The sequence below is a fragment of the Sulfitobacter sp. DSM 110093 genome, from assembly GCF_022788715.1.
Classification (GTDB): Bacteria; Pseudomonadota; Alphaproteobacteria; order Rhodobacterales; family Rhodobacteraceae; genus Sulfitobacter.
Genome location: NZ_CP085170.1, coordinates 179,609 through 204,486, shown reverse-complemented (window position 1 = coordinate 204,486; position 24,878 = coordinate 179,609). Strand labels below are relative to the sequence as shown.

The window sequence follows — 24,878 nt, the reverse complement described above, 5'->3', positions numbered from 1 at the left end:
ATCAGGGCTTTTCCGGGGTGAAATACTCCGGGAAAGCCGCCCGTTTCTCGGTCATCCGGTCGACGGTGCGTTGCAAATGTTGGCGCAGCGCCTCCATCGCTGCAGGGGCATCGCCCGCTTCGATCCCATCAAGAATCCGGCTATGGCCCCCGATCACGTCCTTGTTGTTGAGGATGCGCCCCGCCTCATCGATGTCATCCAAATGCAGGCGGCGCAGACGCTCCAAATGGCCCGCGTGACTGCGCATGATGCGCTGGCTTTGCACATGGCCCGCCGCCACGAAGAGGGTCTGGTGGAATACTTCGTCCAACTCCTGAAAAGTCGGCACGTCGCCGGGTTGGTCCGAGATGCTGCTTTGCAGGGCGACGATGCTGCGCAGACGGGTCAGGGCTTCGGGCGCGATCTCGGCGGCCAAACGGCGCACGACTTCGGTCTCAAGAGCGATGCGCATGAACTGCGCTTCGCGGATCGCCGACATGTCGATTGGCGTCACCAAAGTGCGCGATTGCGGGTAGATCTTGACCAGCCCCTCTTTGGCAAGCTGCTGCAGCGCATCGCGCAGCGGCGTCAGGCTCACCCCATGGGTCTCAGCCAGTTCGGCGCGCAACAGCGGGGTGCCGGGCGGCAGGTCGAGCCGGACAATCTGATCGCGCAGAGTGGCGTAAACCCCGCGCCCCGTTGGCCCGCCCTCGAACAGACCCAAATCAGCCCCGCCGCCTAAAATGCTTTTGGCGAGGGTCTGTGCGCTCTGCGCGGCGGGTTTGTTCGATGAGGTCATGTGGGCTCTTCCATAGCTATTAAATCTAATATATCAGTTAATGACATATTACCGAAGCGGTTTTTTCGACACCCTGGGGGGAGCATCCGATGGACAGCCAGACCATGCAAGAGGACAGACGCGCAAAGGTGATGCTGCTGTCGCCGACGGATAACGTGGTCGTGGCGACCTCGGCGGTGCCCCGTGGCGCGGTATTGCCGCAAGACGGGCTGCGTGCCAACCACGATACGCCCCAAGGGCACAAGATCGCGGTCCGCCCGATCCAGCAGGGCGCGCCGATCCTGAAATTCGACACGGTCATAGGCTACGCGGCAGAGGATATCGCCGCAGGCGATTGGCTGCACAGCCACAACATCAAATTCGACGCGGTCGACAAAGACTATGCCTTTGCCCGCGACTATACCCCGACCGACCTGCTGCCGCCTTCAGACCGCGCGCAGTTCATGGGCATCCGCCGCGCGAATGGCCGTGTGGGCACGCGCAACTACATCGGGCTTTTCGTCACGGTGAACTGCTCTGCCACCGTGGCGCGCAAGATCGCCAACTACTTCGACGAAGAGCGGATGGAGGCATGGGAGAATGTCGACGGGGTGATCCCCTTCATCCACGAATCCGGCTGCGGGATGGAGCTTACGGGCGAGCCGATGGACCTGCTGCGCCGCACGCTATCGGGCTACATTCGCCACCCCAATCTGGCCGGCGCCGTTGTCTTGTCGCTGGGCTGTGAGCGTAACAATCTGGCACAGTTCTTTGAGGAGGAAGGACTGGCCGAGGGCAAGATGCTGCGCACCATCACCATGCAGCACGTCGGCGGCACGGCCCGCGCGATTGCCGATGGCAAGGATGCCGTGCGCGAGATGTTGGATCAGGCCAATGCCGTGCGGCGCGAACCCTGTTCGGCAGAGCATATCACCATCGGAATGCAATGCGGCGGGTCGGACGGGCTCTCGGGTCTGTCGGCCAACCCCGGGCTTGGGGCTGCGGCGGATATCCTCGTGCGCAACGGCGGCACGGCGATCCTGTCGGAGACGCCCGAGATTTTCGGCGTCGAACACCTGCTGACCCGCCGCGCCCGCAGCGAAGAGGTGGGCCGCAAACTGGTCGAACGCATGGACTGGTGGCTTGATCATACCAAGGGCCGCGACACTCAGATCAACGGCGTCGTCAGCCCCGGCAATCAAGCAGGCGGTCTGGCGAATGTTTTGGAGAAATCCCTTGGCGGAGCCAAGAAGAGCGGCAGCACCGGGCTGATGGAAGTCTACCGCTATGCTGAACCCGTGACCCAAAAAGGGCTGGTCTTCATGGACACGCCCGGCTTCGATCCGGTCTCTGCCACGGGGCAGATCGCAGGGGGTGCGAACCTGATCTGCTTCACCACCGGGCGCGGCTCTTGCTTTGGCTCGTACCCGTCGCCGACGATCAAGCTAGCTTCCAATACGCCGATGTTCACCAAAATGCAGGACGATATGGACATCAATTGCGGTACCGTGATCGACGGCGACCAGAGCCTAGAGGAATTGGGCCAAGCGATCTTTGAACGCATCCTCGCCACCGCCTCGGGCGAGCAGAGCAAGTCCGAAGCGCTTGGCGTGGGCGAAGAGGAATTCGCGCCTTGGCCGATTGGGGTCACAGGGTAACAGATGTCAGAGGGGACAGCGCAGATGAAACCGAACTATGTAAAACTGGTCGAGGATACGCCGCTGCCGCGCATCGCGCTGTGCCGTCAGACCTTTGCCGCCACCCAGATCGACGATCCGCGCGCCGGCGTGGCCGAGGCGATGCAGGCCAACTGTGTGGACAAGATCAAGCCCGGCATGTCCATCGCCATCACCGCAGGCAGCCGGGGGCTGGCAAACCTGCCGGAACTGCTGGCCGCCATCGTGGCCGAAGTCCGCGCCCGCGGGGCGCATCCTTTTGTCGTGCCCGCCATGGGCAGCCACGGGGGCGCCACCGCAGAGGGGCAGACCGCGCTGCTGGCGAAACTGGGCGTGACCGAAGAAAGCCTCGGTTGCGAGATCCGCTCTTCGATGGAGACTGATGAGATCGGCGTGCTCGACAACGGCATGTCGGTGCGGATGGACCGCCATGCCAATGCTGCAGATGGGATCATCCTCTTCAACCGCATCAAACCGCATACGTCGTTCCGTGCGCCGAATGAAAGCGGGCTGGCTAAGATGCTCTCGATCGGTCTGGGCAAGCAATCGGGGGCCGAAACCTGCCATTCACGCGGCATCGATAACGTCGGCATCTTCGTGGCTAATATGGCGCGGATGAAGCTGGAGCGTTGCAAGGTGCTTTTCGGCATCGGCACGATTGAGAATGCCTACGACGCACTCTCGCAGGTGGTCGCCCTCGACAGCGACGGGATGCTGGAGGCCGAAGCCCCCTATTTGCAAGACGCGATGCGCAACATGCCCCGCCTGCCGCTGGGGCCGCTGGACGTGCCTTCGGCCTCGGGCGATCTGGACGTGCTGGTGGTCGATGAGATCGGCAAGGAATTTTCTGGTACCGGGATGGACCCTAACATTACCCATCGGTTTTCGAGCGAGAAGATGCAGGTCCATCTGCATATCTCGCGGCTGGTGGCGCTTGGCCTGTCGCCGCGCAGCAATGGCAACGGTAATGGTGCTGCGCGGGCGGATGTGATCACGCAGCGGTTGGAAGAGGATTTCGACCGCGAGGCTGTCTATGCCAACGCCATTACCTCGCAGGTGTTGAAACAGTCAAAAATTCCGATGGTTATGCCCTGCGACCGCACCGCGATCCAGACGGCGGTCAAGACCTGCGGCGCCGAGGATATAACCGAGGTCCGGCTGTTGCGCATCCCCAATACGTTGAAGCTTGAGTTTCTCTATGCGTCGGAAGCGATGCTGCCGGAACTGCGCGACCGTCCGGGGTTGGAGGTCGTCGGCGATCTGCAAGCAATGCAGTTCGGCGAGGGGCATTTGCAAAATCCTTGGCCGGAGGCCCATTGATGACCAAAGCCGTATCAAAAGGCCAAGGGCTGCATCTGCATCTTGATCCGGTGGGCGGGGCTGCGGGTGATATGTTCATTGCCGCAATGCTACACGCTTTCCCCGATTTGACGACGCGTGCGCTGGCCGATGTCGCCGCCGTATTGCCCGCCGAGGTCGGCCATGCGGAACTGACCGCGCATGTGGCGTCGGGCATCACCGCGCGCCGGTTTGAACTGGTGCTGACGACACCCGATGCAGGCACACGGCATGGGGCCGAGACGACCTACCGCGCCATGCGCGAGTTGCTGGAAAACGCCCCGCTGTCAGACGGCACGGCAAAGGCCGCCTGCGCCATTCTGCATCGCATTGCCGAGGCGGAAGCGCAGGTGCATGATATCCCCATTGACCGGGTGCATTTCCACGAAATCGCCGATTGGGACGCATTGATGGATGTGACCGCCGCAGGCAGTATCTGCGCGGCGCTGTCAGAGGCGACATATTCGCTTGCACCGCTGCCGCTTGGCGGCGGGCTGGTTGAGACAGCGCACGGAAAATTGCCCGTGCCCGCGCCCGCGACGGCGCTAATTTTGCAAGGCTACGACTGGCACGACGATGCTGTGCTGGGCGAGCGGGTAACCCCCACCGGGGCTGCGATCCTTGCGCATGTGACGGGCGGCAGTCCAACATCGAGCCGCCCACCGGGACAGTTGCGGTGCACCGGGTCAGGGGCCGGGACGCGGGTGATGAAGGGGTTGCCGAATATCTTGCGGGTGTCTGTCTTTGACACTGCTTCGGGTCAGATGAGCCAAGACAGTTTGGTGCAACTTGCCTGCGATATTGACGATATGACCGGCGAAGAACTGGGTGCCGCGGTGGACCGGCTGCGCGCTATGGAAGGTGTGGTTGATCTTCTGACATTCGCCGGACAGGGCAAGAAATCACGTCCCGTAACACGGTTGGAGCTTTTGGTTTTACCGCAGGCGGCAGAAGAGATCGCGGCGCGGGTGTTTGACTTGTCGTCGACGCTTGGTCTGCGTCGGGCCGTGGTAGATCGGTTGATTCTGCCGCGTGAGAGCGATGATGGCGCCACGCCGCGCCGCAAGCGCGCGCAACGGCCGGGAGGGCATGAGACCATCAAAGTTGAGAGCGATGATCTGGCCGATGCCGACACCCTCCATGAGCGCCGCAAACGCGCCCGCGCGGTAGAAGGGCAATAGACAAGGCCCAGTGATCTATCTTGCTTATCACCGGGCCGCGTGTGAGAAACGCCTGAAGTCGTTTCAGGGGGCCGCATGGAAAAGCCACTCACCGCCTCGCTGCGCCAGTATGAGGTATTTATCGCTATTGCCGAAACGTTGCACTTTGGCCAAGCAGCGGCAAAGCTTGGGGTCGCGCAGCCTGCGTTGACGCAGCAACTGAAACATCTTGAAACTGCTTTTGGCGATGAGTTGCTTTTTGATCGCAACCGCCGTCGGGTCATGCTCACCGAATTCGGCCGCGCGCTTTTGCCCGAAGCGTGCGCGCTTTTGCAACAGGCGCGGCGGGTTGAGGCCGTGGCGGAGGCGGCGCGAACGGGCCAACGGGGGCGGATCGAATTGGCCTATGTCGGATCGGCTTCTTACGCGGGCATTCTGGGGCGGCTTCTGCGGGAGTTTCGCGCGGGGGCGGCGGATGTGGATCTGATCCTGCGCGAGTTGGACATGGACCTACAGATTTCTGAGATCGTTGCAGGCCGGCTTGATGCGGGTTTTGTGCGCCTGCCGCTTTCTGGTGTGCCTGACACACTGCTCACCCGCACCGTGCATTCCGAGGATATCTTGCTGGCCGTGCCGCCTGACCACCGTCTTGCCAAAGCGCCGTCAGTCACTATGGCATCGCTACGCGAGGAAAACTTTATCTTCAGCCACCTCGGCCCCGACATGGGCTTTGCCGCCTGTGCCTATCAGCTCTGCGCCAATGCTGGTTTCGCGCCGCGCGTGGCGCATCGCGCACCGCAGTTCACGGCCATTGTGAACTTTGTCTCTGCGGGTCTTGGTGTGGCTTTTGTGCCCGCCTCCGCTGCGCGGATGAAGGATGCAGGCGTTACCTTTTTGCCGATCAAAGATGCCACGGTGAACAGCCGAATTGGCTTGGCCTATCTTCAAGATCCGACCAACCCAGTCTTGCGCAGGCTTCTGGATGCAGTGGAACCAGAAAGCTGATCAGCCAACTGCGGTGCCGCCGCAGACAAAGACCGTCTGCCCGGTGATAAAGCTGCTGCGCGGATCAGCAAAGAAGGAAACTGCCTGCGCCACATCCTCCGGCATGCCCATGCGGCCCATTGGCACCGCATCAACAATAGCACGTGTTTCGGGCGCGTCCTTTGGGTTGTTCTCCCAGAACGCGCTGGTGGCGATGGGGCCGGGGGCCACGCAGTTTACCGTGATCCCGTCGCGCGCCAGTTCCAAGGCCCATGTCCGCGCCATGGACTGGATCGCACCCTTGCTGGCGGAATAAAGTGTCCGGTCGATCTTGCCCATGGTAACGCGGCTGGTGTTCATCACAATCCGCCCGCCCCCAGCCGTGCGCATTCCGGGTACCAAGAGCTTTGCCGCCAAGATGCTGGGCCGAAGATTAAGATGCATGATCCGGTCGAAGTCGTCGATTTCTACTGCGTCGAAAGGCGCGGGTTTTACGATTCCGACGTTGTTGATCAGACAGGTCACCGGGCCATTTTTAAGGACATGTTCCAGCGCGACGGTGGTCGCCACAGGGTCCGATAGATCAACGAGCAGCGCATCTGTGCGCAGGGCGGCGTCCTCGGGCTCTGCAATATCAAGGACAAAGACCCGCCAACCGTCCTCTTGCAACCGGCGCGCGATGCCTAGGCCGATATTATGCGCGCCGCCTGTGACGACGGCGTGGCGCGGAAGGGAGGATTGTGTCACGGAGCGTATCCTTTTTCAGATATCATGGTTTACTTATCACCGCCATCTAGTGATAAGTAAACCGTGATATCCGGGAGGAGGAGACATGGCCGAACGCATCATCATCGTGGGTGCCGGAACGATGGGGCAATCTATTGGCAGGCTCTTTGCCAGCCACGATTGGGAGGTTCATGCCGTCGACCCGACTGGGGCCGCGCGGGAGGCGTTTTTACGCGCGGTGTCGGGGGCAACGGCAAGTGCTGATCTGGAGGCGGCAGGGCAGGCGGACGTTGCGTTGGAATGCGTGCCGGAGGAGCTTGCCCTCAAGCAGAAAGTGCTTGTCGCGCTGGAGAGTGTGGTGCCCAAGGATGCGCCGATCCTTTCCAACACATCGGGACTGACGCTTGAGGAAATGTCGGCGCAGATGGCCCACCCCGAACGCGCCGTGATCACGCATTTCTTCAATCCCGGCGATGTGGTCCCTGCGGTCGAGGTTGTCGCGGCAAAAGATGCAGCCCAAGGGTTGTGCGACCGGGTGATGACCCTGCTGCGCGCGTTGGAGCGCCGCCCGGTGCGCCTTGACCACGCGCCGCCGGGGTTTGTCGCCAACCGTATTCAACATGCGATCATGCGGGAATGTCTGCACCTGGTAGATGAAGGCGTGGCCAGCCCCGCCGAGATTGATGAGATTGTACAGTGGTCGGTCGGGGTGCGCATGGCGCTTTCTGGGCCATTTCGACAGCGCGATCTGAATGGATTGGGCACGCACCTTAGCATCGCTGAGTACCTTTATCCCGATCTTTGCGACCGCCATGATCCATCACCTACCCTCGCCGGTCTCGTTGCGCAGGGGCATCTGGGCAAACGCAGCGGCAAAGGCTTTTATGACTGGCCTACAGACGCGGGCGACGGGGACACCGACGAGGCACTTCAGCGTGTCATCGCTTTGGCGCGCGACAGCGCTGGTTAAGTACATTCCAGATAATCGAGGACAATCATGACCGATAAACCAGCAATCATCTGCGTGGCCATCACCGGGTCGCTTCCCACCAAGGCCGACAATCCAGCGGTGCCGATTGACATCACCGAACAGATTGAAAGCACACAGGCCGCGTTTGAGGCCGGGGCGAGCATCTGCCATGCCCATGTGCGCACCGCAGATGGCACGCCCACCGCCGACCCCGACCGATTTGCTAGGCTGCAAGAAGGGCTGCGCAAGCATTGTCCCGGTATGATCGTGCAACTCTCAACCGGTGGTCGTTCCGGCGCGGGCAAGAACCGGGGCGGGATGTTGCCCTTGCGCCCGGATATGGCGTCGCTTTCAGTGGGATCGAATAACTTCCCTAACCGCGTGTATGAGAACCCGCCAGAGCTTGTTGACTGGTTGGCGGGGGAGATGAAGACCTATAGCGTTTTGCCCGAGATTGAGGTCTTTGACCTTAGCCATATCCTTCAGGCCAAGGCGATGTGTGACGCGGGCGCGATCCCGGCGCGGCCCTATATCCAATTTGTCATGGGGGTCAAAAACGCCATGCCAGCGGATCGCGAGGTCTTTGATTTCTATGTCCAAACGGTAAAGCGGCTGTTTGGCGATCTTCCTTGGTGTGCGGCTGGGATCGGGCGGCATCAGGCAGAACTGAACGCATGGTGTGCGGCAGCAGGTGGGCATTTGCGCACCGGGTTGGAGGATAATATCCGCATGGATAAAGACACGCTCGCGCCATCGAATGCGGCGCTTGTCACCCGCGCGGCAGAGATCTGCGCAGAGGCAGGCCGCCCCGTCGCTACACCGCAACAGGCCCGCGAAATTCTGGGGCTTGGTTAAACCCACTTTGGAATTGCCTACCGTTCAAGGATACTGAAATGAAAAAACTGATATCAGCCTTCGCCCTTTTTGCCAGCCCGCTTGCGGCGCATGAGGGCGCGCATGTGCATCCGCATGGCAATGATCCGTTTTGGGCCGTGGCATTGCTGTCGCTGGCAATCGTGATCCTTGCCGCGGCGGTGATGCGGCGGAAGTAGGCTACGGATAGGGCCTTTTCGACTTCCCTTGCATCTTGCCCTCGCAAGGCAGAGATTGCGTTCGGCATAGACCGTTGCCGCACAAAAGGATTGTCGAATGATTGTCAGGGACCAGCCAAGCGCGCTGAAGCTGTTCTTTGTCATGCAGGGGTCCATCGTGCCAAACATTATCGGGCGGATTATCGGCGTGGCCGTGTTGACCGCTATCGTGCTGCTGGTGGACCTGCATCTCGTTGAACTGCCCCGTGTCTCAATCGCGGCCATGGGGATCTTCGGTGTGGCCCTGTCGCTGTTCTTGGGCTTTCGCAATAACGCCGCCTATGACCGTTGGTGGGAGGCACGCAAGCTTTGGGGGGCGATGATCGCTGACCTGCGCACCCTTGGCCGTGACCTTTCGATCTTTGCAGGCAGCAGGGGGGAGGACCATGCCGAGATCCTATCGCTTGGCGTGGCGTTCAGTCATTTGCACCGTGGGTTTCTGCGCGACGTGGATGTAGAAGCGCAGGTCGCGCAGTGGGTCGGGGCGGAACAGGCGGCCAGATTGCAGGCACAAGCCAACCCCGCCGATGCGGCCCTGCGCGCGATAGCAGAGCGTATCAATACCCTTGCGGCGCATGACGGGCTTACCGGTTTCGGACAGATGAGGTTGTCAGAAACACTGGCCGCCCTTGCTGCTGCACAGGCGGGGTGCGAGCGTATTCTGACAACGCCGTTGCCATTCGTCTATTCACTGATGGTGCGGCGTACGACCTATCTTTATTGCTGGCTGCTGCCCTTTGCGCTGATCGAGGCAACGAATTGGTTCGCGCCGATTTTTGCGGCGGTTGTGGCCTATGTTTTCTTCGGGCTTCAGGCGGTGACCAATGAATTGGAATTGCCTTTCCGCAATGTGCATAACGGATTGCCGCTAGACGCGATGTGCCGCACGATTGAGGTTTCAGCCGCCGAGGCGTTGGACCGCGCGCCGCCACCGATGATGGAGCCGCACGCGCATGTTTTGACCTAGCGGCTCACCCCCCGAAACCACGCGATCCTCCGGCGCGGCCAAAGCCACCGCGCGAGGCGGCGGTAGCGCGGGTCATCGGGGTTTTGCCAACCGTGGTCGCCGGGCGTGTGAACTGCGATGTGCTTAGTTTTGCCGCACCGCGATTTGCCGAATAGGTGCTGGAGCGTGCGGCATTGGTGAAGCGGCCATCCGATGTTTTGTAAAGCGGCTGTGCTGCCGACATGCCTGCACGATTGCTCATCATATTGCCGATCAGATAGCCCGCCAGCAGGGGCATAAAGATCCCGCCCGATCCCCCTTGGGTCGCTGCCTCATCTGATCCACAGGCATCCGCTCCATGCTGTTCTTCGCAAACCTCAAGACTGTCATAACGCGGTGCGGATTCGACATGGAGGGTTTGCGCCTCATCAAAGGCGGTTTCGCATTGTTGCTGGGTGTACATCCCGCCGCTTGAGGCATCGGCCAGACAACTTTGCAGGTCAGGGAAGGCGGCGGCGTCGACCTTCTCCTCCTCGCATCCTGCAAGGGTAAAGGCGGCGGCGCCGACGATGGCGATGGAAACCCGTTTCGAGCGTTTGGTCATGGTGGTCGTCTTTCTGCCAAGGGGCTGCGGAGCAATGGGTTATGCGAGGATGTAGTGCGGTTTGAAGCGGGACAAATCTTGGGTGATGCGGGAGCGGTCCTCGCGGATGCCGATGCCGACGCAGGTCTCACCGACGATCCAAGACCCGATAACGGGGCGGAAGCCGTCAAATTCGGGCAAGGACGCATAGGCTTGGACAATGCGCGGATGGTCGGCGTAATCGGTGTTTTTCGACTGTTCGATCACCTTACCCGATTGGTGGATCGTCACTGACGCCCCCTCGCGCGAGAGGATCGGCTTGCGCACATGCGCTTCCGCCAGATCGGCTGCCACGCGGTCAAAAGCCGCCGCGCAGCCGGGCGCGGCAGGGCCACGGCCAGCGAGCGCATCGCCCACATCCGCCTCAAAAAATGACGGCATTAAGTTGGGGTGGCCCTCGAACATCTGCCACAGAACGGGCAAAAGCCCTTTGTTCGACAGCAGCGCTTTCCATGCAGGCTCCAGAAACAGGCAACCCGACCCTTGGATATGCGCGGCATAGTTATCGCGCAGCAGGTCTTCCCACGGGTAGAGTTTGAACAACACGGCGATACGGCGGTCTTGATCGTCAAGGAATTGAACGTCATCGCTCAACGCGATTTTGTCGAGGTCACAGTAATGCGCGCCCAGGCCCGCCTCGCGCGCGGCCCAGCCCATCGCTTCGACGGTGCCGTAGTCTTCGGGGTTGTCTGCGACAGCGGTGAAATGCAGGTCACTGTCCGGTTCGAAGACATCGGCAAAACGAGCGACCAATGCTTCGTGGATGCCGTTGAACTGATCCGTCCCTTCCGGCAAAACGCCTGCCGTCAACTGATCCTCAAGCCATTGCCATTGAAAGGCGGCGCTCTCGTAAAGCGAAGTCGGTGTGTCGGCGTTATATTCCAGCAGCTTGGCGGGGCGTTCTCCGTCATAGGCCAGATCAAAGCGCCCATAGATTTCAGGATCGCCCCGGCGCCAGCTTTCCGCCACGAGATCGCGATGCGCGTCGGGAATGGTCAGCCGCTTCATCAACTCTTCGCTGGCAATGATCTCGGCCACCGCTTCGCGACACATGCTATGCAACTCGGTCGAGGGGTCTTCGATGTCGTTTTCAACCTGCTCAAGCGACAGCGCATAGGCCGAACTTTCGTCCCAATAAGGCTCGCCGTGCATATCGGCAAAGGTAAAGCCAACCTCCTCCGCATGGGCACGCCAATCGGGCCTTTCGGGCAATGTGATCTTTTGCAACGTTTTGCTCCCCCGGGTTTTGCGGTTGCTTTTACGCGGCTTTGAAGGCGGCAACCAGAGGGGGATCGTCGCGGTGGCCTGTTGAGCGAAACAGGTCCCGCGATAGTTTGGCTCACAGAATCTTCCGTGGTCCAACCCACGGGTTTCACTTCATATTCGGCCAGCTTTCGCGCGGCAATCTACAAAAGTAAGTCTAACGCCGCTCCATCGTTCTCGCATTCAATTCCGCAAGGTCCACCCCTTGTTCGACCGCAAACACTCGCGTTTCGCGCAACCTTTCCGCCGCGCCTGTCAGGTGGCTGGCAACGGAGCGCAGCAGGCTTGTGGCGACTGCGGCATCATTTTCGATCACTGCCAGCAGTTCCTGCGCGCCTATCCGCAAAAATTTACTGTCTTGAAGAGCGACCAGGTTCATCGTGCGGTCTTCGTTCATGATCACGGAAAGATCGCCGATCAGCCGTCCGGGCACGATTTCAGATAGAAGAACATTCGATGTCTCGCTTTCGGGCCAATACAATCCCGCCGAGCCTGACACACAGAGGTAGGCGGCGTCTGCTTTTTGCTCTGCGCTGAAGATTACCTGTCCTGTCTTTGGTTCATACCACTGGGCGCTGAAGGCCAGAAGGCGTTGCTGCTTGCGGTCTAATCCTTGGAAAAGCTCAGCTTGGGCGACCGCGCGTAGCTTGCGATTCAAATCCTTACGCGCGTCTTCGTCCAATCTCTCGTCATCACGGGCCACACCGTCTATGCGGCCATCCTCAATCTCAACGAAAAGGTCATAGTATTCCGGATTGGAGAACTTCTTTTCTATGAAGATCTTGGTCGCATCGGGCAACAGTTCACTGATCCGTTCCCGCATTCTGGACCGCATGTCGCTGTCATGATTGGCCATGGCGTTTTGCAGGATCAGAATGTCAGGCTTCTTGATCCCCGCACGGCTGAACGAGATGCGCTCGCGGAACACGGACGGAATGTTTTCGCCGCCTGGGGTTGTCGGTAGATCAAAGATGCTTTGGGCGACCAGCCCTCTTAGCCCATGTTCATCAAGCACCGCGACAACGATGTCCTCAACCTGCTTTTCCCGAGCACCGGCCAAGCTTGAGATTCTTCCGAAAATTGCATTGCCCAAGACCGACATCACGGGGATGTATTTCTTCGGGTCGATTTTTTCGAATAGCCCATCAAGTTCAGCGACCATCTGCGCGGCGCTTTCCCTGCGGATATCAAGAATTCGTTCCCGCAAAGCATCGCGGAATGTGGGGCCGATCTGCTCTGCGGAAAATGCGAAAGGCACCGTAAGCATGAGGGCAAAATCTTCTGGCGGCAGCCCAGCGTCGCCGACTTCTCGTCGCTTTTTCGCGATCTCACCCAGACGGAGGTACAGTTCATCCGACAGATTAAGACGTCGGAACAGCGGGTGGTTCATATCCTCTGTTCCAAAGGTCGCGGTTAGCCCTTCGATAACCCCAGCCGAAATCTGAGCCAGTTCATTGACAAGCCCATGGTCGCGCAGAATTTGGATGAATTTCTCCTCTTGTGCCAACGACTCCTGCGGGAGCCTGCGGGTCGGCAAAGCATAAAGGAGGTTAGTGCCCAACGGCGAAACCGGGCTGAATTTCGCCGGGTCAAAGGCATCTACGGCATCGTTAAGCCCCGCCTCAGCCAGCCGTTTGGCGATCTTTGGGCGAAGCCGGACAATCGCATTCGTCAATTCCCATTGGGTGTTGGGGTCCACGCAAGAGTTCAGGGCACGCCGCACCATGAAATCGTCGATGCCCATGGCCTCGACCAAGTGAAACCACCAGTCGCGGATTTCATTTGAGGAGGTCAAACCCGCAAGGCCGGGCTCAATCCAATCCATGCCGAACGGGTCGGTACTGTTGCCTGTCAGGGCGGCTTCTGCTTGCCAAAGGGCTATGTCATCCAGAAAGGGTTCAACGGCGACAGGCTTGTTTTTGAAAGGCATCAACAGGTTTTCGCCAATTGTCCCCTGAAAGATATAGGGGGTCGAACTGGCATAACCGATCTTGTTAGCAATAACGGCCTGATGCAGGTCATTCAGCGCGTGCCCGGCGATCCGCACCTCACCACGAGAGGGGATAACCTCACGCGTTAGGACATCAGCGAGCGCCAACGCGGCGGTTTCATTCTTGGCTTTGATGGCAATGCGCGCGCCTTTGGGCAGAACGAGGTTGATGTCTTCAAGAACCGGAAAGCCGTTGTCATTCAGCACAGTCACATTGCGCAGTTCAATATCGCCATTCAGAGCCGGTAAGGTGTCGGGCGTGCCTTCGAACAATGCTTCGTCGACAATCGTATCTTGGGCAAATTTTTCGGTGACGACTTCCCAACGCAATGACATATCTTGGGCTTGGTTGTAATAGGTAAGCAGCTCTTTCCACGGCGACGACAGGTCTTTGTAGGCCGCCAATGCCGCGACAAGCGCGCCAACGGTGATTTCCCCGATGATCGCGAGGTATCCCCCGACAGAATAGAAGAAAAATGGCGTCAGCTGATTGATGAAGTTGTTCAGAAACTTCATGAAAAACTTCTTTTTGTACAGATCTAGGCGGATGCTGAACAAGAAGCCAAGCCGGTTGGAAAACAGCGACATCCTGTGGCGCGCGCCACCATTTCTGCGAATGTCGCTGACACCTGCTGCCGTCTCACCGATCTCGGCGGCCAGTTTGCGCACTTCTTGGATCCGGTCTTTGTTGAGCAAGCTGACCTGACGCTGTAATCTTGGAATGATCCAGGCTTGCAATGGAATGAGAGCGATGGACACCAGCCCGAACCAAAAGCTTTGGGCGAAGAGGAACACCAGAATCGTAAGCATCTGCCCGATCTGAAAGACGGGTTGCGAGAGCATATCGCCCATCAAGCCGCCCATCGGCTCGGCTTCTGATGTTACCATGGACACAAGTTCGCCCTGGCTGGTAGAGCGAAAAAATGGGCGCGGAAACTTTAGCATGCGCGATAAAAGCTGAAACCTGAACCGCCGCAGCAACCGCTCGGATAGGACGCCTTTCATCGTGTTGAGCTGCATTTTCAGCAGCCCGTTCGCCAGCACAGACAAAAGAAACCCGACACAGAGAACCAAGAGAAATTCCACCTGGGTCAGTGTGATCCCAAGGACATTGATATCCGCGCCAGTGCCGCCAATCGCATCGTTGATGATACGCTTGGGCAGCTCTAGCGAGATATAAAGCAACGGAAACGTCAGCACCGTGATGGCCAGCAACACAAACTGGTTTCGTTTGGAGTTTTTCCAGATGAACTGAAAGAGGCTCTTATCCATCAAGGCCATCCGTTATTCGAGTGTCAGAGGTATATAGCGATTTTTCCGGCTTAGGGGCAGAGCTGTTTAGCCGAGCGTGCGGGAAGAGGCGTTAGTCATGAAAATCTAAGGCAGGTCAATAGGCTGTCGTAGAAAGTCACAAGGTTTTGCGCCGCCTTCCAGCAGCTCGGTCAGAAAGCCGCGCGAGAAATCCCAGATCGCTTTGTCATGAACCAGATGGTGACTGAGAAACCCCAAGGGTTCAGTGTCATCCGCCCGCCCCGCGCGCCGGTCTTGCAAGAGTACGACCGTCTTTGCGATAACCTCGTCCGGTGCCACCAGCCCCCCGCCTGCACGCCAAGCGATCGGGTCAACATGCGTGTTGATCTGTACCAGCTCCGCTACCTGTCGGGCGCGGCGGGACGTGAAGGTCGAAAGCGCCACATATCCTTGCGCGGCGAGGCCCACTGTCACGTCTGCGTCAATCCGGTTCCACGGCGGTACGAACATCGCCAGCATATCGGGGCCGAAAAGCTGCCGCATGCGTGCCAAACCGGCTTGGGTTTGGGTGCTTGCATCTGGGTGCGGGTGGCCAAACTCAGCCTTCTTAGACCCTTCTGGCGCAAGATTTTCATGCGCCCAGCCATGGACAACGGGGATCATGGAACGCCTATCTTTTGCGATCTCAGCCAGCGCGGGCGTGGCAGTCTTGGGGATCACGGCAATATGTACGGGCAGGCCGATTTCTTCGCTGATCCCCAACAGCCTGTGCAAGGCAGGGGTGGGGGCCGTTGCATCATCGTCCCGCCACCAGATTGGCAGGCGCAATCTATCCGCGCGATAGCGGGCCAGTTCTGTTCGCAGAGAGGACCAGTCAACCGTCACGCTGTCTGTGTCCGCAACATCGCAACGCGCCGAACAGTCTCAGCCGCCCCATCGAAACCGGTCCTGACCCCCGCGCGGTCGGGCAAAGGCGCAAGACGGTCAAGTGTGTCCACCAAGCTGTCGGGCGTCAGGTCGGCACTGGGCAGAACCTCAATACCCGGCAATTGAGCCAGCGCGTTTGCCCGGATTGTCTGCTCAACCTCTGCCCCTGCATCGAAGGGGATGAAAACCGACTTACACCCGGCCTGCAATACGTCGATCGCGGTGTTATATCCGCACATCGAAACCGATGCGGCAGCATGAGGGAGCAGCGACCGAAAATCAGGCCGTGCGGCTTCAATAATGACGTTGGCAGGCGCGTCTGCGCGCCACTGCGCGATGCGCCGGTCTGCCTGTGCCCCGCCAATCAACAGTCGCCATACCCGCCCGCCGCTCAGGGCAGCCCGCAGAGCCGTAGAAAAAATATGCGCCCCAACGTCACCGCCCCCCGCGCTGACGATGATTTCATCTTTGCCAACCTGCTCGCGGTGCGACGCCGCGGCGGTTGGGGCGATGAAACCTGTGTAATGCAGCTTTGAACGCAGGCCATCGGAAACAGGCCAAGATGCGTCAAGCTGCATGACCTGCGGGTCGGCATGAACCAAAACCGCATCATAGAACCGATCAACAATGTTATGCGTCTTTTCAGCTTTTTCCAGTGATGAGGGCGGCGCCAAGATGTCGCGCACCGAAGCACAAATGAGCGGGCGGTCGGCCCGCGCATCGGCTGCTTCAAGCAAGGCGGAGAATTCGGGGCGTAGAATGCGGCGACCGAAGGGAAAGAGTTCGGTTATCAGAACATCGGGGCATAGCTGGACGAATTCGTCGAGGATCCGGGCCTTGCGGGCATTCAGCAATGCAGGATCAGCCAAAGTGCCATCTGCGTCCAACAGCCGGGAGAAATCCACGCCATCCGACCGCAGTGGGGGAAGTTGTACGAGCGGCACATCGCCGCGATCCATCAAAGGGACCGGCATGCCGCCTGACACGACAGTAACCGTATGCCCCGCATCCTGAAACGCGCGGGCAAGGTTCAATGCGCGGGCCAGATGGCCCGTTCCTAGCAGATGGGTGACAACGATCATCACGTTCATAAGCCACGCTCCACAAGGCGGGTGAAGCCGTCCTCAAGCTGCCAGCCGCCCTTTGAAATCTGTATGGTATAGAGCCGATTGCGCTTGATCTGAAACGGGGCCGGGCCGTCGAAATCCCAGCCCGTTGCCTGCGCCATCAAGACACGCATCACACCAATGTGGCAGACCGCAAGCGCGTCTTCTGTCAGTGCCTCTGCCCAGCGGTTCAGGCGATTTTTCACGTCTGTTAGGCGCTCGCCCCCCGGCGGGGAAAACTGCCAGCCCCAGTCCTCTATGTGGCGAAATCCGGACGTGGTGTCTGCGAATAGGTCATCGCTCCTGCGTCCTTCCCAGTCTCCGAAATCCATTTCAATAAGGGCTGGGTCAGTCACTGGGTTTCGGTTGCTGACAATCTGCGCAGTCTCAAAGGCGCGGGCCAGCGGGCTGGACCAGACCTTTGCGCTGTCCCATGGCGCAGGCAGGCAAAACCCTTGCAATTGCGCGCGCGCCGCGTCGTCCAGCGGCACATCGGTCCGGCCCTGTATTCGCCCCTCCCGGTTCCAAGGGGTATGCCCGTGGCGCAAAAGTGCCAACTGGGGCATCAGGTGACCCCCACGCTGGCAAGACCGCGCGTCAAGGTAGCAACCGCTGCGGGCAGCAGGTGATTATCGGCCACATGTTTTTGCGCGGCACGTCCTGCAATATGGCGGGTTTCAGGATTATCTAACAGACGCGACAGATTGGCGGTGAGGGCAACGGGGCCATCTTCGGTAGATGGGTAATCTCCGCGCGCCAGCACCTCCCGCACGCCGGGACGATCCTGTGCCACAACCGGCAGCCCTGCGGCCTGAGCTTCAAGATAGACAAACCCAAAGGCTTCGTTCACCCCCGGCCAGAAAAGCAGCGCAGCACGGGCATAAGCCGCAGCGAGATCGGCAGCGTTTAGGTTACCAAGGAAGGTGACCTTCTCCCCAAAGGGGGCCATCAGGGCCATCACCTCATCCCGCGCGGGGCCATCACCAGCAATCTCAAGCCGCCAAGCATCATTCGGCAGCAGCGCCAGTGTCTCGGCGATGATGCGGTAAGAGGCGAGCTTGTCGCCATGACGCATCATGCCGACGCTGAGCATCGGGCCATCTGGGGCAATGGGTGCGGCAGGCAGCGTGTCGTCTGTCAAAAAAGGGGCCAAGTGGATCAATTTTTGCGTGGGCGGCGCGTCTTTCCGCAGGGCTTCGGCATCGCGGACGGTAAGATAAAAGATAGCATCCGCCAGATCGCAGGCGCGTTCGGCGGCCATTGCATACTGCGCCCACGGCCCGCTAAGCCGCTTGGACGCGCGGGTGGCTTCGACAAGCACATAAGGAATGCCAAGCGCCTGCGCGACCGGCCCGCCGATCAGGTCGGGGGCTTTGTAGTAGGTGTGGTAGGTGATCCACGCGCGCCAACCTTCGGCACGACCGCGTGCGATCAGGGCGGGTAGGGTGGCATCCGCCTCTGCCGTGATCTGCTGTTGTCGCGTCGCATCACCTTTGCCGTCGCGGCTGCGCAGTCGGCTGGCAAGGATGACTGTATGTCCCGCGCTTTCCAGCGCCCGGATCAGCGCGCGTGCCATAGAGCGATCACCAGACGGCACCGGGTGATCCGGTGGCTTCATCGGCGCATAAAAGGCGAGGGTCATTCGGCCGTCTGGCCGAGCATGGCCCGCAGACGGTGATCAAGCTGTGCGATGCCGGGCGCCATGGTGAAGTCTTGGATCAAGCGCTGATGCGCGGCCTCGGCCAGACGGGGCCCGGTGGAAGGGTCGGCGGCAAAGGCGGCGATGGTCTGTGCCAGCACGATCGGGTCGTCGCTGCGCAGCAACCCGTGGGTGCCATCTTCAATGAACTCTGGAATGGCGGAAACCGGCGTGCTCAGAATAGGGAGTTTCTGGCTTGCGGCCTCCATCAGGACATTCGGCAGACCATCCCGATCGCCATCTTCGGCCACACGAGACGGAAGCACGAACAGGTCATTGGCGCGCATCGCTTCAATCACCTCAAGTTGGTCGCACGCGCCCCGCCACGTGATACGGTCTGCGACACCCCGGTCGGCGGCGCGGTCGCGCATCTGCGCATCCAGCGTGCCACCGCCGATATGGGTCCAATGCCAATCAAGGGTGTCGGGCAGCAGCGCAAGCGCATCGATCAGATTATCAAAGCCCTTCTTTTCCACTAGTCGCCCGACTGACATCAACCTGAGTGGGCTGCCATCCCCGCGCATCGCGCGATCTGGTGGGGCCGGAAAACGGGCAAGGTCCAGCCCGTGATACACAAGGCTGACGCGGCTGGGGTTGTCGGCCAACCCTTGCAGATGCTCTGCTCCGAAACCGGTACAGGTCGCGCCGAATGTCGCGCCATGGTGCTCCGGCGACAGTTTCTCGCGCAACTCCCATTCAGGAGAGGTCCAGATGTCCTTGGCATGAGCCGAAAAGGACCACGGCAAGCCACGTAGGATCGACACATAACGCGCCACGGATGCGGGTGTGTGCAGAAAATGAGCATAGATGCCCCCGACATCCTGCGTCATCTCATGTGCCATGACGCAGGCCTGCCCCCAGCGTCGCCGCCGGTTTGTAGTGTCATCGCGGGCAACGTCGCGGGCATAGGCATCGGCGGCAGCATCGAAACCGGGCAGGGACGCTGCGGCACCCATGGCCTCTGCCACCCGGCGCGGCTCATCTCGGAGATACTCAGGCAGATAGCGCACTGGCGCCTGCAACCGGGCATGAAGCGCATGGGTCTTCTTGTCGGTCGGGTGGCGCAGCGACCAGATGTCTAGATCAAGGCCCGCCTCCTCCAACGCCACGAGCTCTTGCGCGATGAAAGTTTCCGAAAGGCGGGGCCATCCTTTCACGACGACGGCAATGCGGGGGTTGGTCATCATGTTTCCCTTCTGCTCATCAGCGCGTCGGCGCGTGCGACCACCATTTCAAGCCCGCCCAGCAGATCATTGGCTCCGGCCTCTGACGGTTTTTTCTGCTGCGGCAAATTGCGGATGGCGTCGATCATTGCCTGCGTGGTCATGCCGTCGCGGGTTTCCTCTAGCATGCGAACCAGACCCATCTCTTCGGCGCGGCTGGCGCGCAGCCATTGCTCTAACCGCGGAGTCGTTCGCGGTACGATTACGGCGCGTTTGTCAAACGAGAGCACCTCGCAAAAGGTGTTGTAGCCGCCCATGCTGATGACGCCCTCTGCGCCAACGAAAAGGGCCTCGATCTGTCTGTCAAACCCAGTTGCCGTGACCCGTCCGCCCAGTTTGGCCACGCGCGCCTCGAAACGATCGCGCAGATCGCCCGACAGGAACGGCCCATAGACCAGCACTGCATTCGGCTTCAACGTCGGATCTTGCTCATAAGCCGAAAGCACAAGCGACACCATCGCCGCACCATCGCCGCCACCGCCCGGTGTGATTAGCACATAAGGGTTGTCGGGCACCTCTGCCTCATCCGCGATTTCGCGGCGCAGATACCCGGTCCAATGCATCCGCGCGCGGGCCTCTTGCGACAGCGGCAAACCTTGGGTCGGATCATACATCTCGCGCATGCCGTAGACCCAGATTTCATCATAAAGCTCTTCGGCGGCACGCAACGCGCCCTTACGCTCCCACTCGGCCGCAAGTGCCGCAGGCTCGTCGAGCACATCGCGCAGGCCAAGAACGGTGCGGGTGTGCCCACGCGCGCGCAGTCCCTGAAGGGTTGGCAGCAGTTCGCCCCGAAACCCTGTTGGTTCTTTGTCCACCACCAGCAGGTCAGGCTCATAGCGTTCGATTGCGGCCTGAATCAAACCGGCGCGCAGAGATGTCGTGTCTTCGATGCCCGTACCGAGCGACTGGCTGACATAGCTGCCATCGGGCAATTTGGTCACGCCGGGCAGGCGTATGTGATCGACACGTTCGGGAAAGGTGAAACGCCCGGCCACCGGGGAACCTGTCAGAATGATCGCCGAAGCGCGTGGATCACTTTGCGTCAGCGCGGTCGCCAAGGTGCGAGAGCGGCGCAGATGGCCCAGCCCAAAAGTGTCGTGGCTGTAGAACATGATCCGGCGCGGCGGCAAGTCTTCACGGTGATGTTGGGCAGCTTCTTGGTCCGCGCGTTTATCCATCTCAACTGCCTTTAAAGCCGCAAGTCACTACCGGACTTTCCGAAAATACCCTTGATGTCAAACAATACCGCGCCGGGTTTGCCTAATTTTCGCAGGGCGTCGCTGCCCAATTCGACAAATTCCGCGTGCCCCACTGCAACGATCACGGCGTCATAAACGCCAGCTTCCGGGGCTTCTATCCCGTTTACGTGGTGCTCTGATTGCAGTTTCACTGCCCCGACCCACGGATCATGCACATCAACGCTGACAGAATAGGCCGCAAGCTCTGAGGCGATATCGGCAACCTTTGTGTTGCGGGTGTCGGCACAGTTTTCCTTGAAGGTGTAGCCCATGATCAAAACTCGGGCGCCGCGCACGCCAATATCGCGGCCCAGCATCGCCTTAACCAGCGTCTGCGCCACATGTGCACCCATCTGGTCGTTGATGCGCCTTCCTGCAAGGATGACCTGCGGGTGATAGCCCAACTGCTCGGCCCGGTATGTCAGGTAATAGGGATCGACCCCAATGCAGTGCCCGCCGACAAGGCCGGGGCGGAACGGCAGAAAGTTCCACTTGGTACCTGCCGCCTCAAGAACCTCTAGCGTATCAAGGCCAAGCCGAGAGAAAATTAGCGAGAATTCGTTCACCAGCGCGATATTCAGATCGCGTTGCGTATTCTCGATCACCTTGGCTGCTTCGGCGGTCGCGATGGAGGACGCGCGGTGCAGCCCGGCTTTTACCACCGGGGCATAGATCGCCTCGACACGGGTGAGCGTTTCCGCATCCTGCGCGGCGATAATCTTGACGACATTCTCCATGGAATGTTCGGCATCGCCGGGGTTTACCCGTTCTGGGCTATAGGCCAACTTGATCTGGCGTCCCGCTTCCAATCCGCTGCCAGCGGCAAGGGCCGGACCGCAGACTTCTTCGGTCACACCGGGGTAGACGGTGCTTTCCAAGATCACCATCGCACCGTCCGTGAGATAGGGGGCAATGGTGGCACAGGCGTTCAGGATAGGGTTTAGGTCGGGGGCTTTGGCGTCGGTGATCGGTGTCGGGACGGCGATGATGAAAACGCTACATCCTTTCAGATCGGCGGCGTCATATGTGTAGGTCGCAGTGCTTCCGCCAACAGCGTCGTCCGAGACTTCTCCGTTCGGGTCACAGCCCTTGCGCAAGGCACCCACCGTTGCGGTGCAGGTATCAAAGCCGACAACGTCAAATTCGTTTCGCGCCAGCGCCAGCGCGAGGGGCAGACCAACGTAGCCAAGGCCCAAAACAGCAATTCGGTTATCAGAAGCAGGGCGTGGCAACGGTGTATCCTTGGGATTGTGTCAGTCCGGGCCGCGCGCAGTATGTCACGGCCAAATGGCAGGTCGCCGCGCGCATCTCAGATAGTTTGGCACCCGCAGAATTGCAATAGGTTGATTGCTGGCATAGCCTGCTAATGGTTAGGGTTGAGTTTACTGGGGACCACATGCGCGCCTTTTTCATTGCCGGCCTATTTTCTTTGATTTTTTCCTCGGTCCTACCAGTTGCTGGGCAATCACAAGGCGTTGGCTCGTTGTTTACGGGCACGGGCACTGCGGAAGCCGCAGACACCCCTGATATCGACTTGATCCTGCGCAGAGCAGCCGAAAACGGTGTTGGCGTGGTGGTGATCGACAGCTCTGGTCAAGTTTTAGGCGACCTTCCCGCATCTGAGGCAGAATTGGCCGAGAGCGACGGCCCGTCATCAATGATGCGGATGCAGGACCGCGCCGCCAAATTTCGCGCCGCGCTGGTGGAGCGGCTGCTGACCCTTCCGGTCGCGTTCAATGAGGTTCTCTATATCTTGCGCGCAGCCAGCCCAGACGGAACACTTTGGGCCTTTGGCAAGGCATTGTTGTTATGTCTGCTAATGTTTGGCGTGGGCGTCATCGTAGAACGGAAAATCTACGGTCAACGCCTGATGAAAAGGATCATTACAAAACAGGTTCGCGAGAATCCGCAAGGCTACGTCGAGAAAATTCCCTTTCTTGTGCTTCGCTTTGTTGTTGGGGTGGGCGGCGTCCTTGTATCAATGGCGGTGGCCTATGTACTCGGCACCCTGCTCTTTGGCCCGCTGACCGATACGGCGATGCAGTTCACTGTAACGCTCATCAATATCGGCTATTTCTCTTGTCGCTTTGTCGCCGGTCTATGGCGCATGATCTTGTCGCCGTTCCTTGGGCAATACCGTATTCCCGCGCTTAATGATCGGGATGCCAAACGGTTGCATCGTTGGCTTTGGGTGCTGGCGTCCGCCGAGATCTGCGCAATTCTGTTTGGCATCTGGATCGCAGAGCTTGGCTTGAATTCCGACGCCTATGCGTTCTTGGCCTCTGTGATGTCTGCCGCGTTGGTGCTGTTGAACATACTGCTGGTGCTGGTCAATCGTAGCGCCATCAGCCGCGCGCTTCGCAACGGCAAACCGCCCGAGGAAACGTCGATTATCGTGCGCTTTTTGTCGCGGGCATGGGCGCCCATCGTTTGTCTTTATGCCGTCTTCGCATGGATTGATCTGACGGTTAACCTTGTTCTTGGCAACGCCAATGCGGCCCCGTTGATTGCGGGCGCCTACGGGATCTTGATCACGATCATCGTTGTCTATGGTCTGATCAATTTCGGGATCGAACGCGGCTTTGCCCGGACCCGCGCGTTGCGTCGGGTGAACGCTGAAAGGGAAACCAAGGGCGCGCGCCAAAGCCAAGCGCTAGAAGAAGAAAGCGGGGCGGATGCGCTGCAACAAGAGCCGCAGCATGAAACCGCAGCGGATACCGTGATGCCGCGGCAATCCCTAAGTACTTACGAGGAACTGGCACGCCGAGTGGCGGGCATTTTGTCCTTTGTCGCGGGGACCTATGCGTTTTTCTATATCTGGGACAATAACGGCGCTGAAATGGTCGAAGGCTTTGCCTCCCAGCTTTTGGATATCATGGTCGTCATCTTCATCGGCTATGTCATTTATCATGCCATCCGCATCTGGATCGACAGTAAGATCAAAGAAGAAACACCCGATCTGGATGCGGGCGAGCTGGGCGATGAAGGCGGCGGCTCTAGCGCCAGTCGGCTGGCCACGCTGCTGCCGTTGTTTCGCAATTTCACGCTGATCCTTGTTGTGGTCACGATCTTGCTGATTGTTTTGATGGAGGTCGGTATCAATGTCGGCCCATTGTTCGCCGGGGCCGGAATCATTGGCATCGCCATTGGTTTTGGCAGTCAGGCGCTGGTGCGGGATGTCTTTGCCGGGGCGTTTTTCCTTTTTGATGATGCATTCCGAAAGGGCGAATATCTAGATGTTGGCAACGTCAAAGGCACGGTTGAGAAGATCTCGGTCCGTTCTTTCCAACTGCGTCACCATTTGGGAGCGCTGCACACCATTCCGTTTGGTGAATTGCAGGTGATCACCAATTATTCGCGCGATTGGGTGATGATGAAGCTGCCATTACGGGTGACCTATGACACCGATATCGAAAAGGTCCGTAAGCTGATCAAAAGGTTGGGCCAAGACCTGCTCAGTGATCCAGAAATCGGAGAAGCCTTCATCCTGCCTTTGAAGTCCCAAGGCGTCATTGAAATGCAAGACAGCGCCATGATCATCCGGGTGAAGTTTATGACCAAGCCGGGGGACCAATGGCTCGCCCGAAAGAAGGTCTATCAAGAAATCCGCACTCTCTTTGAACGCGAAGGCATCAAATTCGCACATCGAGAGGTTACAGTGCGGTTGGCCGACGGCAACCCGGACGATCTCACTGACGCGCAAAAGCGTAAAGTCGCGGCAGCAGCCCACGCTTCGCTTGATGAGGATATGTTGGAACGCGATGATCGGGGTGAAAGCAGCACCGATGATCGCTGAGGTGATGCCTCGGGTTTAATGGGCCTGCATCATCCGGGGTATGGCGCTGATGATGTCAGTGACGTGCTTTCAGTGATGGGCAGCAGCACAG

The 24,878-nt window shown here is 59.5% G+C and carries 21 protein-coding genes; 9 read left to right on the top strand and 12 right to left on the bottom strand.

Translation table 11 applies throughout. The annotated features are described in order from the left end of the window. Position 1 precedes the first annotated feature (1 nt). The gene (locus DSM110093_RS20410) at positions 2-778 is read right to left on the bottom strand and encodes a GntR family transcriptional regulator (RefSeq protein ID WP_243268223.1); all 777 of its coding nucleotides are present in this window, start codon (positions 776-778) and stop codon (positions 2-4) included. A gap of 89 nt (positions 779-867) precedes the next feature. On the opposite strand from DSM110093_RS20410, the gene DSM110093_RS20405 reads away from it, so the two are divergent. From DSM110093_RS20405 to DSM110093_RS20390, 4 genes are all read left to right on the top strand, one after another. Then, complete coding sequence (locus DSM110093_RS20405) at positions 868-2,415, top strand: altronate dehydratase family protein (protein WP_243268221.1); 1,548 nt, start codon at positions 868-870, stop codon at positions 2,413-2,415. A gap of 24 nt (positions 2,416-2,439) precedes the next feature. After that, entirely contained in the window at positions 2,440-3,753 is a 1,314-nt protein-coding gene (locus tag DSM110093_RS20400) for a lactate racemase domain-containing protein (RefSeq protein WP_243268219.1), read from the top strand. Next, positions 3,753-4,952 (top strand): LarC family nickel insertion protein, encoded by a 1,200-nt coding sequence (locus DSM110093_RS20395; RefSeq protein ID WP_243268217.1) that lies wholly within the window; start codon positions 3,753-3,755, stop codon positions 4,950-4,952. Before DSM110093_RS20400 ends, DSM110093_RS20395 begins: the two co-directional genes overlap by 1 nt. A 75-nt stretch (positions 4,953-5,027) precedes the next feature. Beyond that, on the top strand, positions 5,028-5,936 hold the full coding sequence (locus DSM110093_RS20390; protein WP_243268215.1) for a LysR substrate-binding domain-containing protein: 909 nt from the start codon (positions 5,028-5,030) through the stop codon (positions 5,934-5,936). On the opposite strand, the gene DSM110093_RS20385 is transcribed toward DSM110093_RS20390, so the two are convergent. After that, complete coding sequence (locus DSM110093_RS20385; RefSeq protein WP_243268213.1) at positions 5,937-6,662, bottom strand: SDR family NAD(P)-dependent oxidoreductase; 726 nt, start codon at positions 6,660-6,662, stop codon at positions 5,937-5,939. It abuts the gene before it with no gap. Positions 6,663-6,747: 85 nt separating this feature from the next. Between DSM110093_RS20385 and DSM110093_RS20380 the strand changes: the two genes are divergently transcribed. The 4 genes from DSM110093_RS20380 (at position 6,748) to DSM110093_RS20365 (ending at position 9,669) form a co-directional block, all read left to right on the top strand. Next, positions 6,748-7,611 (top strand): 3-hydroxyacyl-CoA dehydrogenase NAD-binding domain-containing protein, encoded by an 864-nt coding sequence (locus DSM110093_RS20380; RefSeq protein WP_243268211.1) that lies wholly within the window; start codon positions 6,748-6,750, stop codon positions 7,609-7,611. 27 nt (positions 7,612-7,638) lie between these two features. Beyond that, positions 7,639-8,466, top strand: a complete 828-nt coding sequence (locus DSM110093_RS20375; protein ID WP_243268210.1) for a 3-keto-5-aminohexanoate cleavage protein — start codon at positions 7,639-7,641, stop codon at positions 8,464-8,466. Between the two features lie 38 nt (positions 8,467-8,504). Next, the gene (locus DSM110093_RS20370; protein ID WP_243263576.1) at positions 8,505-8,663 is read left to right on the top strand and encodes a peptidase M23; all 159 of its coding nucleotides are present in this window, start codon (positions 8,505-8,507) and stop codon (positions 8,661-8,663) included. A 97-nt stretch (positions 8,664-8,760) separates the two neighbouring features. Further along, positions 8,761-9,669, top strand: coding sequence for a bestrophin family ion channel (locus DSM110093_RS20365; RefSeq protein ID WP_243268208.1), 909 nt, complete (start codon positions 8,761-8,763; stop codon positions 9,667-9,669). Positions 9,670-9,673: 4 nt separating this feature from the next. Here the strand turns inward: DSM110093_RS20365 and DSM110093_RS20360 are convergent, their stop codons facing one another. The 10 genes from DSM110093_RS20360 to DSM110093_RS20315 form a co-directional block, all read right to left on the bottom strand. Next, positions 9,674-10,252 (bottom strand): DUF1190 domain-containing protein, encoded by a 579-nt coding sequence (locus DSM110093_RS20360; RefSeq protein ID WP_243268207.1) that lies wholly within the window; start codon positions 10,250-10,252, stop codon positions 9,674-9,676. 39 nt (positions 10,253-10,291) lie between these two features. Then, entirely contained in the window at positions 10,292-11,518 is a 1,227-nt protein-coding gene (locus tag DSM110093_RS20355) for a glutathionylspermidine synthase family protein (protein ID WP_243268205.1), read from the bottom strand. A 193-nt stretch (positions 11,519-11,711) separates the two neighbouring features. Next, on the bottom strand, positions 11,712-14,816 hold the full coding sequence (locus DSM110093_RS20350) for an ABC transporter transmembrane domain-containing protein (RefSeq protein WP_243268203.1): 3,105 nt from the start codon (positions 14,814-14,816) through the stop codon (positions 11,712-11,714). Between the two features lie 105 nt (positions 14,817-14,921). Beyond that, positions 14,922-15,680 carry a polysaccharide deacetylase family protein gene (locus tag DSM110093_RS20345; protein ID WP_243268202.1) on the bottom strand — a complete coding sequence of 253 codons (759 nt, stop codon included), beginning with the start codon at positions 15,678-15,680 and terminating at the stop codon, positions 14,922-14,924. Next, on the bottom strand, positions 15,677-16,813 hold the full coding sequence (locus DSM110093_RS20340) for a glycosyltransferase (protein WP_243268200.1): 1,137 nt from the start codon (positions 16,811-16,813) through the stop codon (positions 15,677-15,679). The genes DSM110093_RS20345 and DSM110093_RS20340 overlap by 4 nt, the downstream gene beginning before the upstream one ends. After that, positions 16,810-17,394: a histidine phosphatase family protein gene (locus tag DSM110093_RS20335; RefSeq protein WP_243268198.1), complete on the bottom strand. Its 585-nt coding sequence runs from the start codon at positions 17,392-17,394 to the stop codon at positions 16,810-16,812. Before DSM110093_RS20335 ends, DSM110093_RS20340 begins: the two co-directional genes overlap by 4 nt. Then, positions 17,394-18,470, bottom strand: a complete 1,077-nt coding sequence (locus tag DSM110093_RS20330) for a glycosyltransferase family 4 protein (protein WP_243268196.1) — start codon at positions 18,468-18,470, stop codon at positions 17,394-17,396. Before DSM110093_RS20330 ends, DSM110093_RS20335 begins: the two co-directional genes overlap by 1 nt. Then, positions 18,467-19,711: a glycosyltransferase family 4 protein gene (locus DSM110093_RS20325; protein WP_243268194.1), complete on the bottom strand. Its 1,245-nt coding sequence runs from the start codon at positions 19,709-19,711 to the stop codon at positions 18,467-18,469. Before DSM110093_RS20325 ends, DSM110093_RS20330 begins: the two co-directional genes overlap by 4 nt. Beyond that, a complete protein-coding gene (locus DSM110093_RS20320; protein ID WP_243268192.1) occupies positions 19,711-20,931 on the bottom strand; it encodes a glycosyltransferase in 1,221 nt (406 codons plus the stop codon). Before DSM110093_RS20320 ends, DSM110093_RS20325 begins: the two co-directional genes overlap by 1 nt. 11 nt (positions 20,932-20,942) lie before the next feature. Then, the gene (locus DSM110093_RS20315) at positions 20,943-22,223 is read right to left on the bottom strand and encodes a nucleotide sugar dehydrogenase (protein WP_243268191.1); all 1,281 of its coding nucleotides are present in this window, start codon (positions 22,221-22,223) and stop codon (positions 20,943-20,945) included. A 251-nt stretch (positions 22,224-22,474) separates the two neighbouring features. Here DSM110093_RS20315 and DSM110093_RS20310 point away from each other — a divergent pair, with 251 nt between their 5' ends. Then, entirely contained in the window at positions 22,475-24,787 is a 2,313-nt protein-coding gene (locus DSM110093_RS20310) for a mechanosensitive ion channel family protein (RefSeq protein WP_347568657.1), read from the top strand. Positions 24,788-24,878 lie beyond the last annotated feature (91 nt).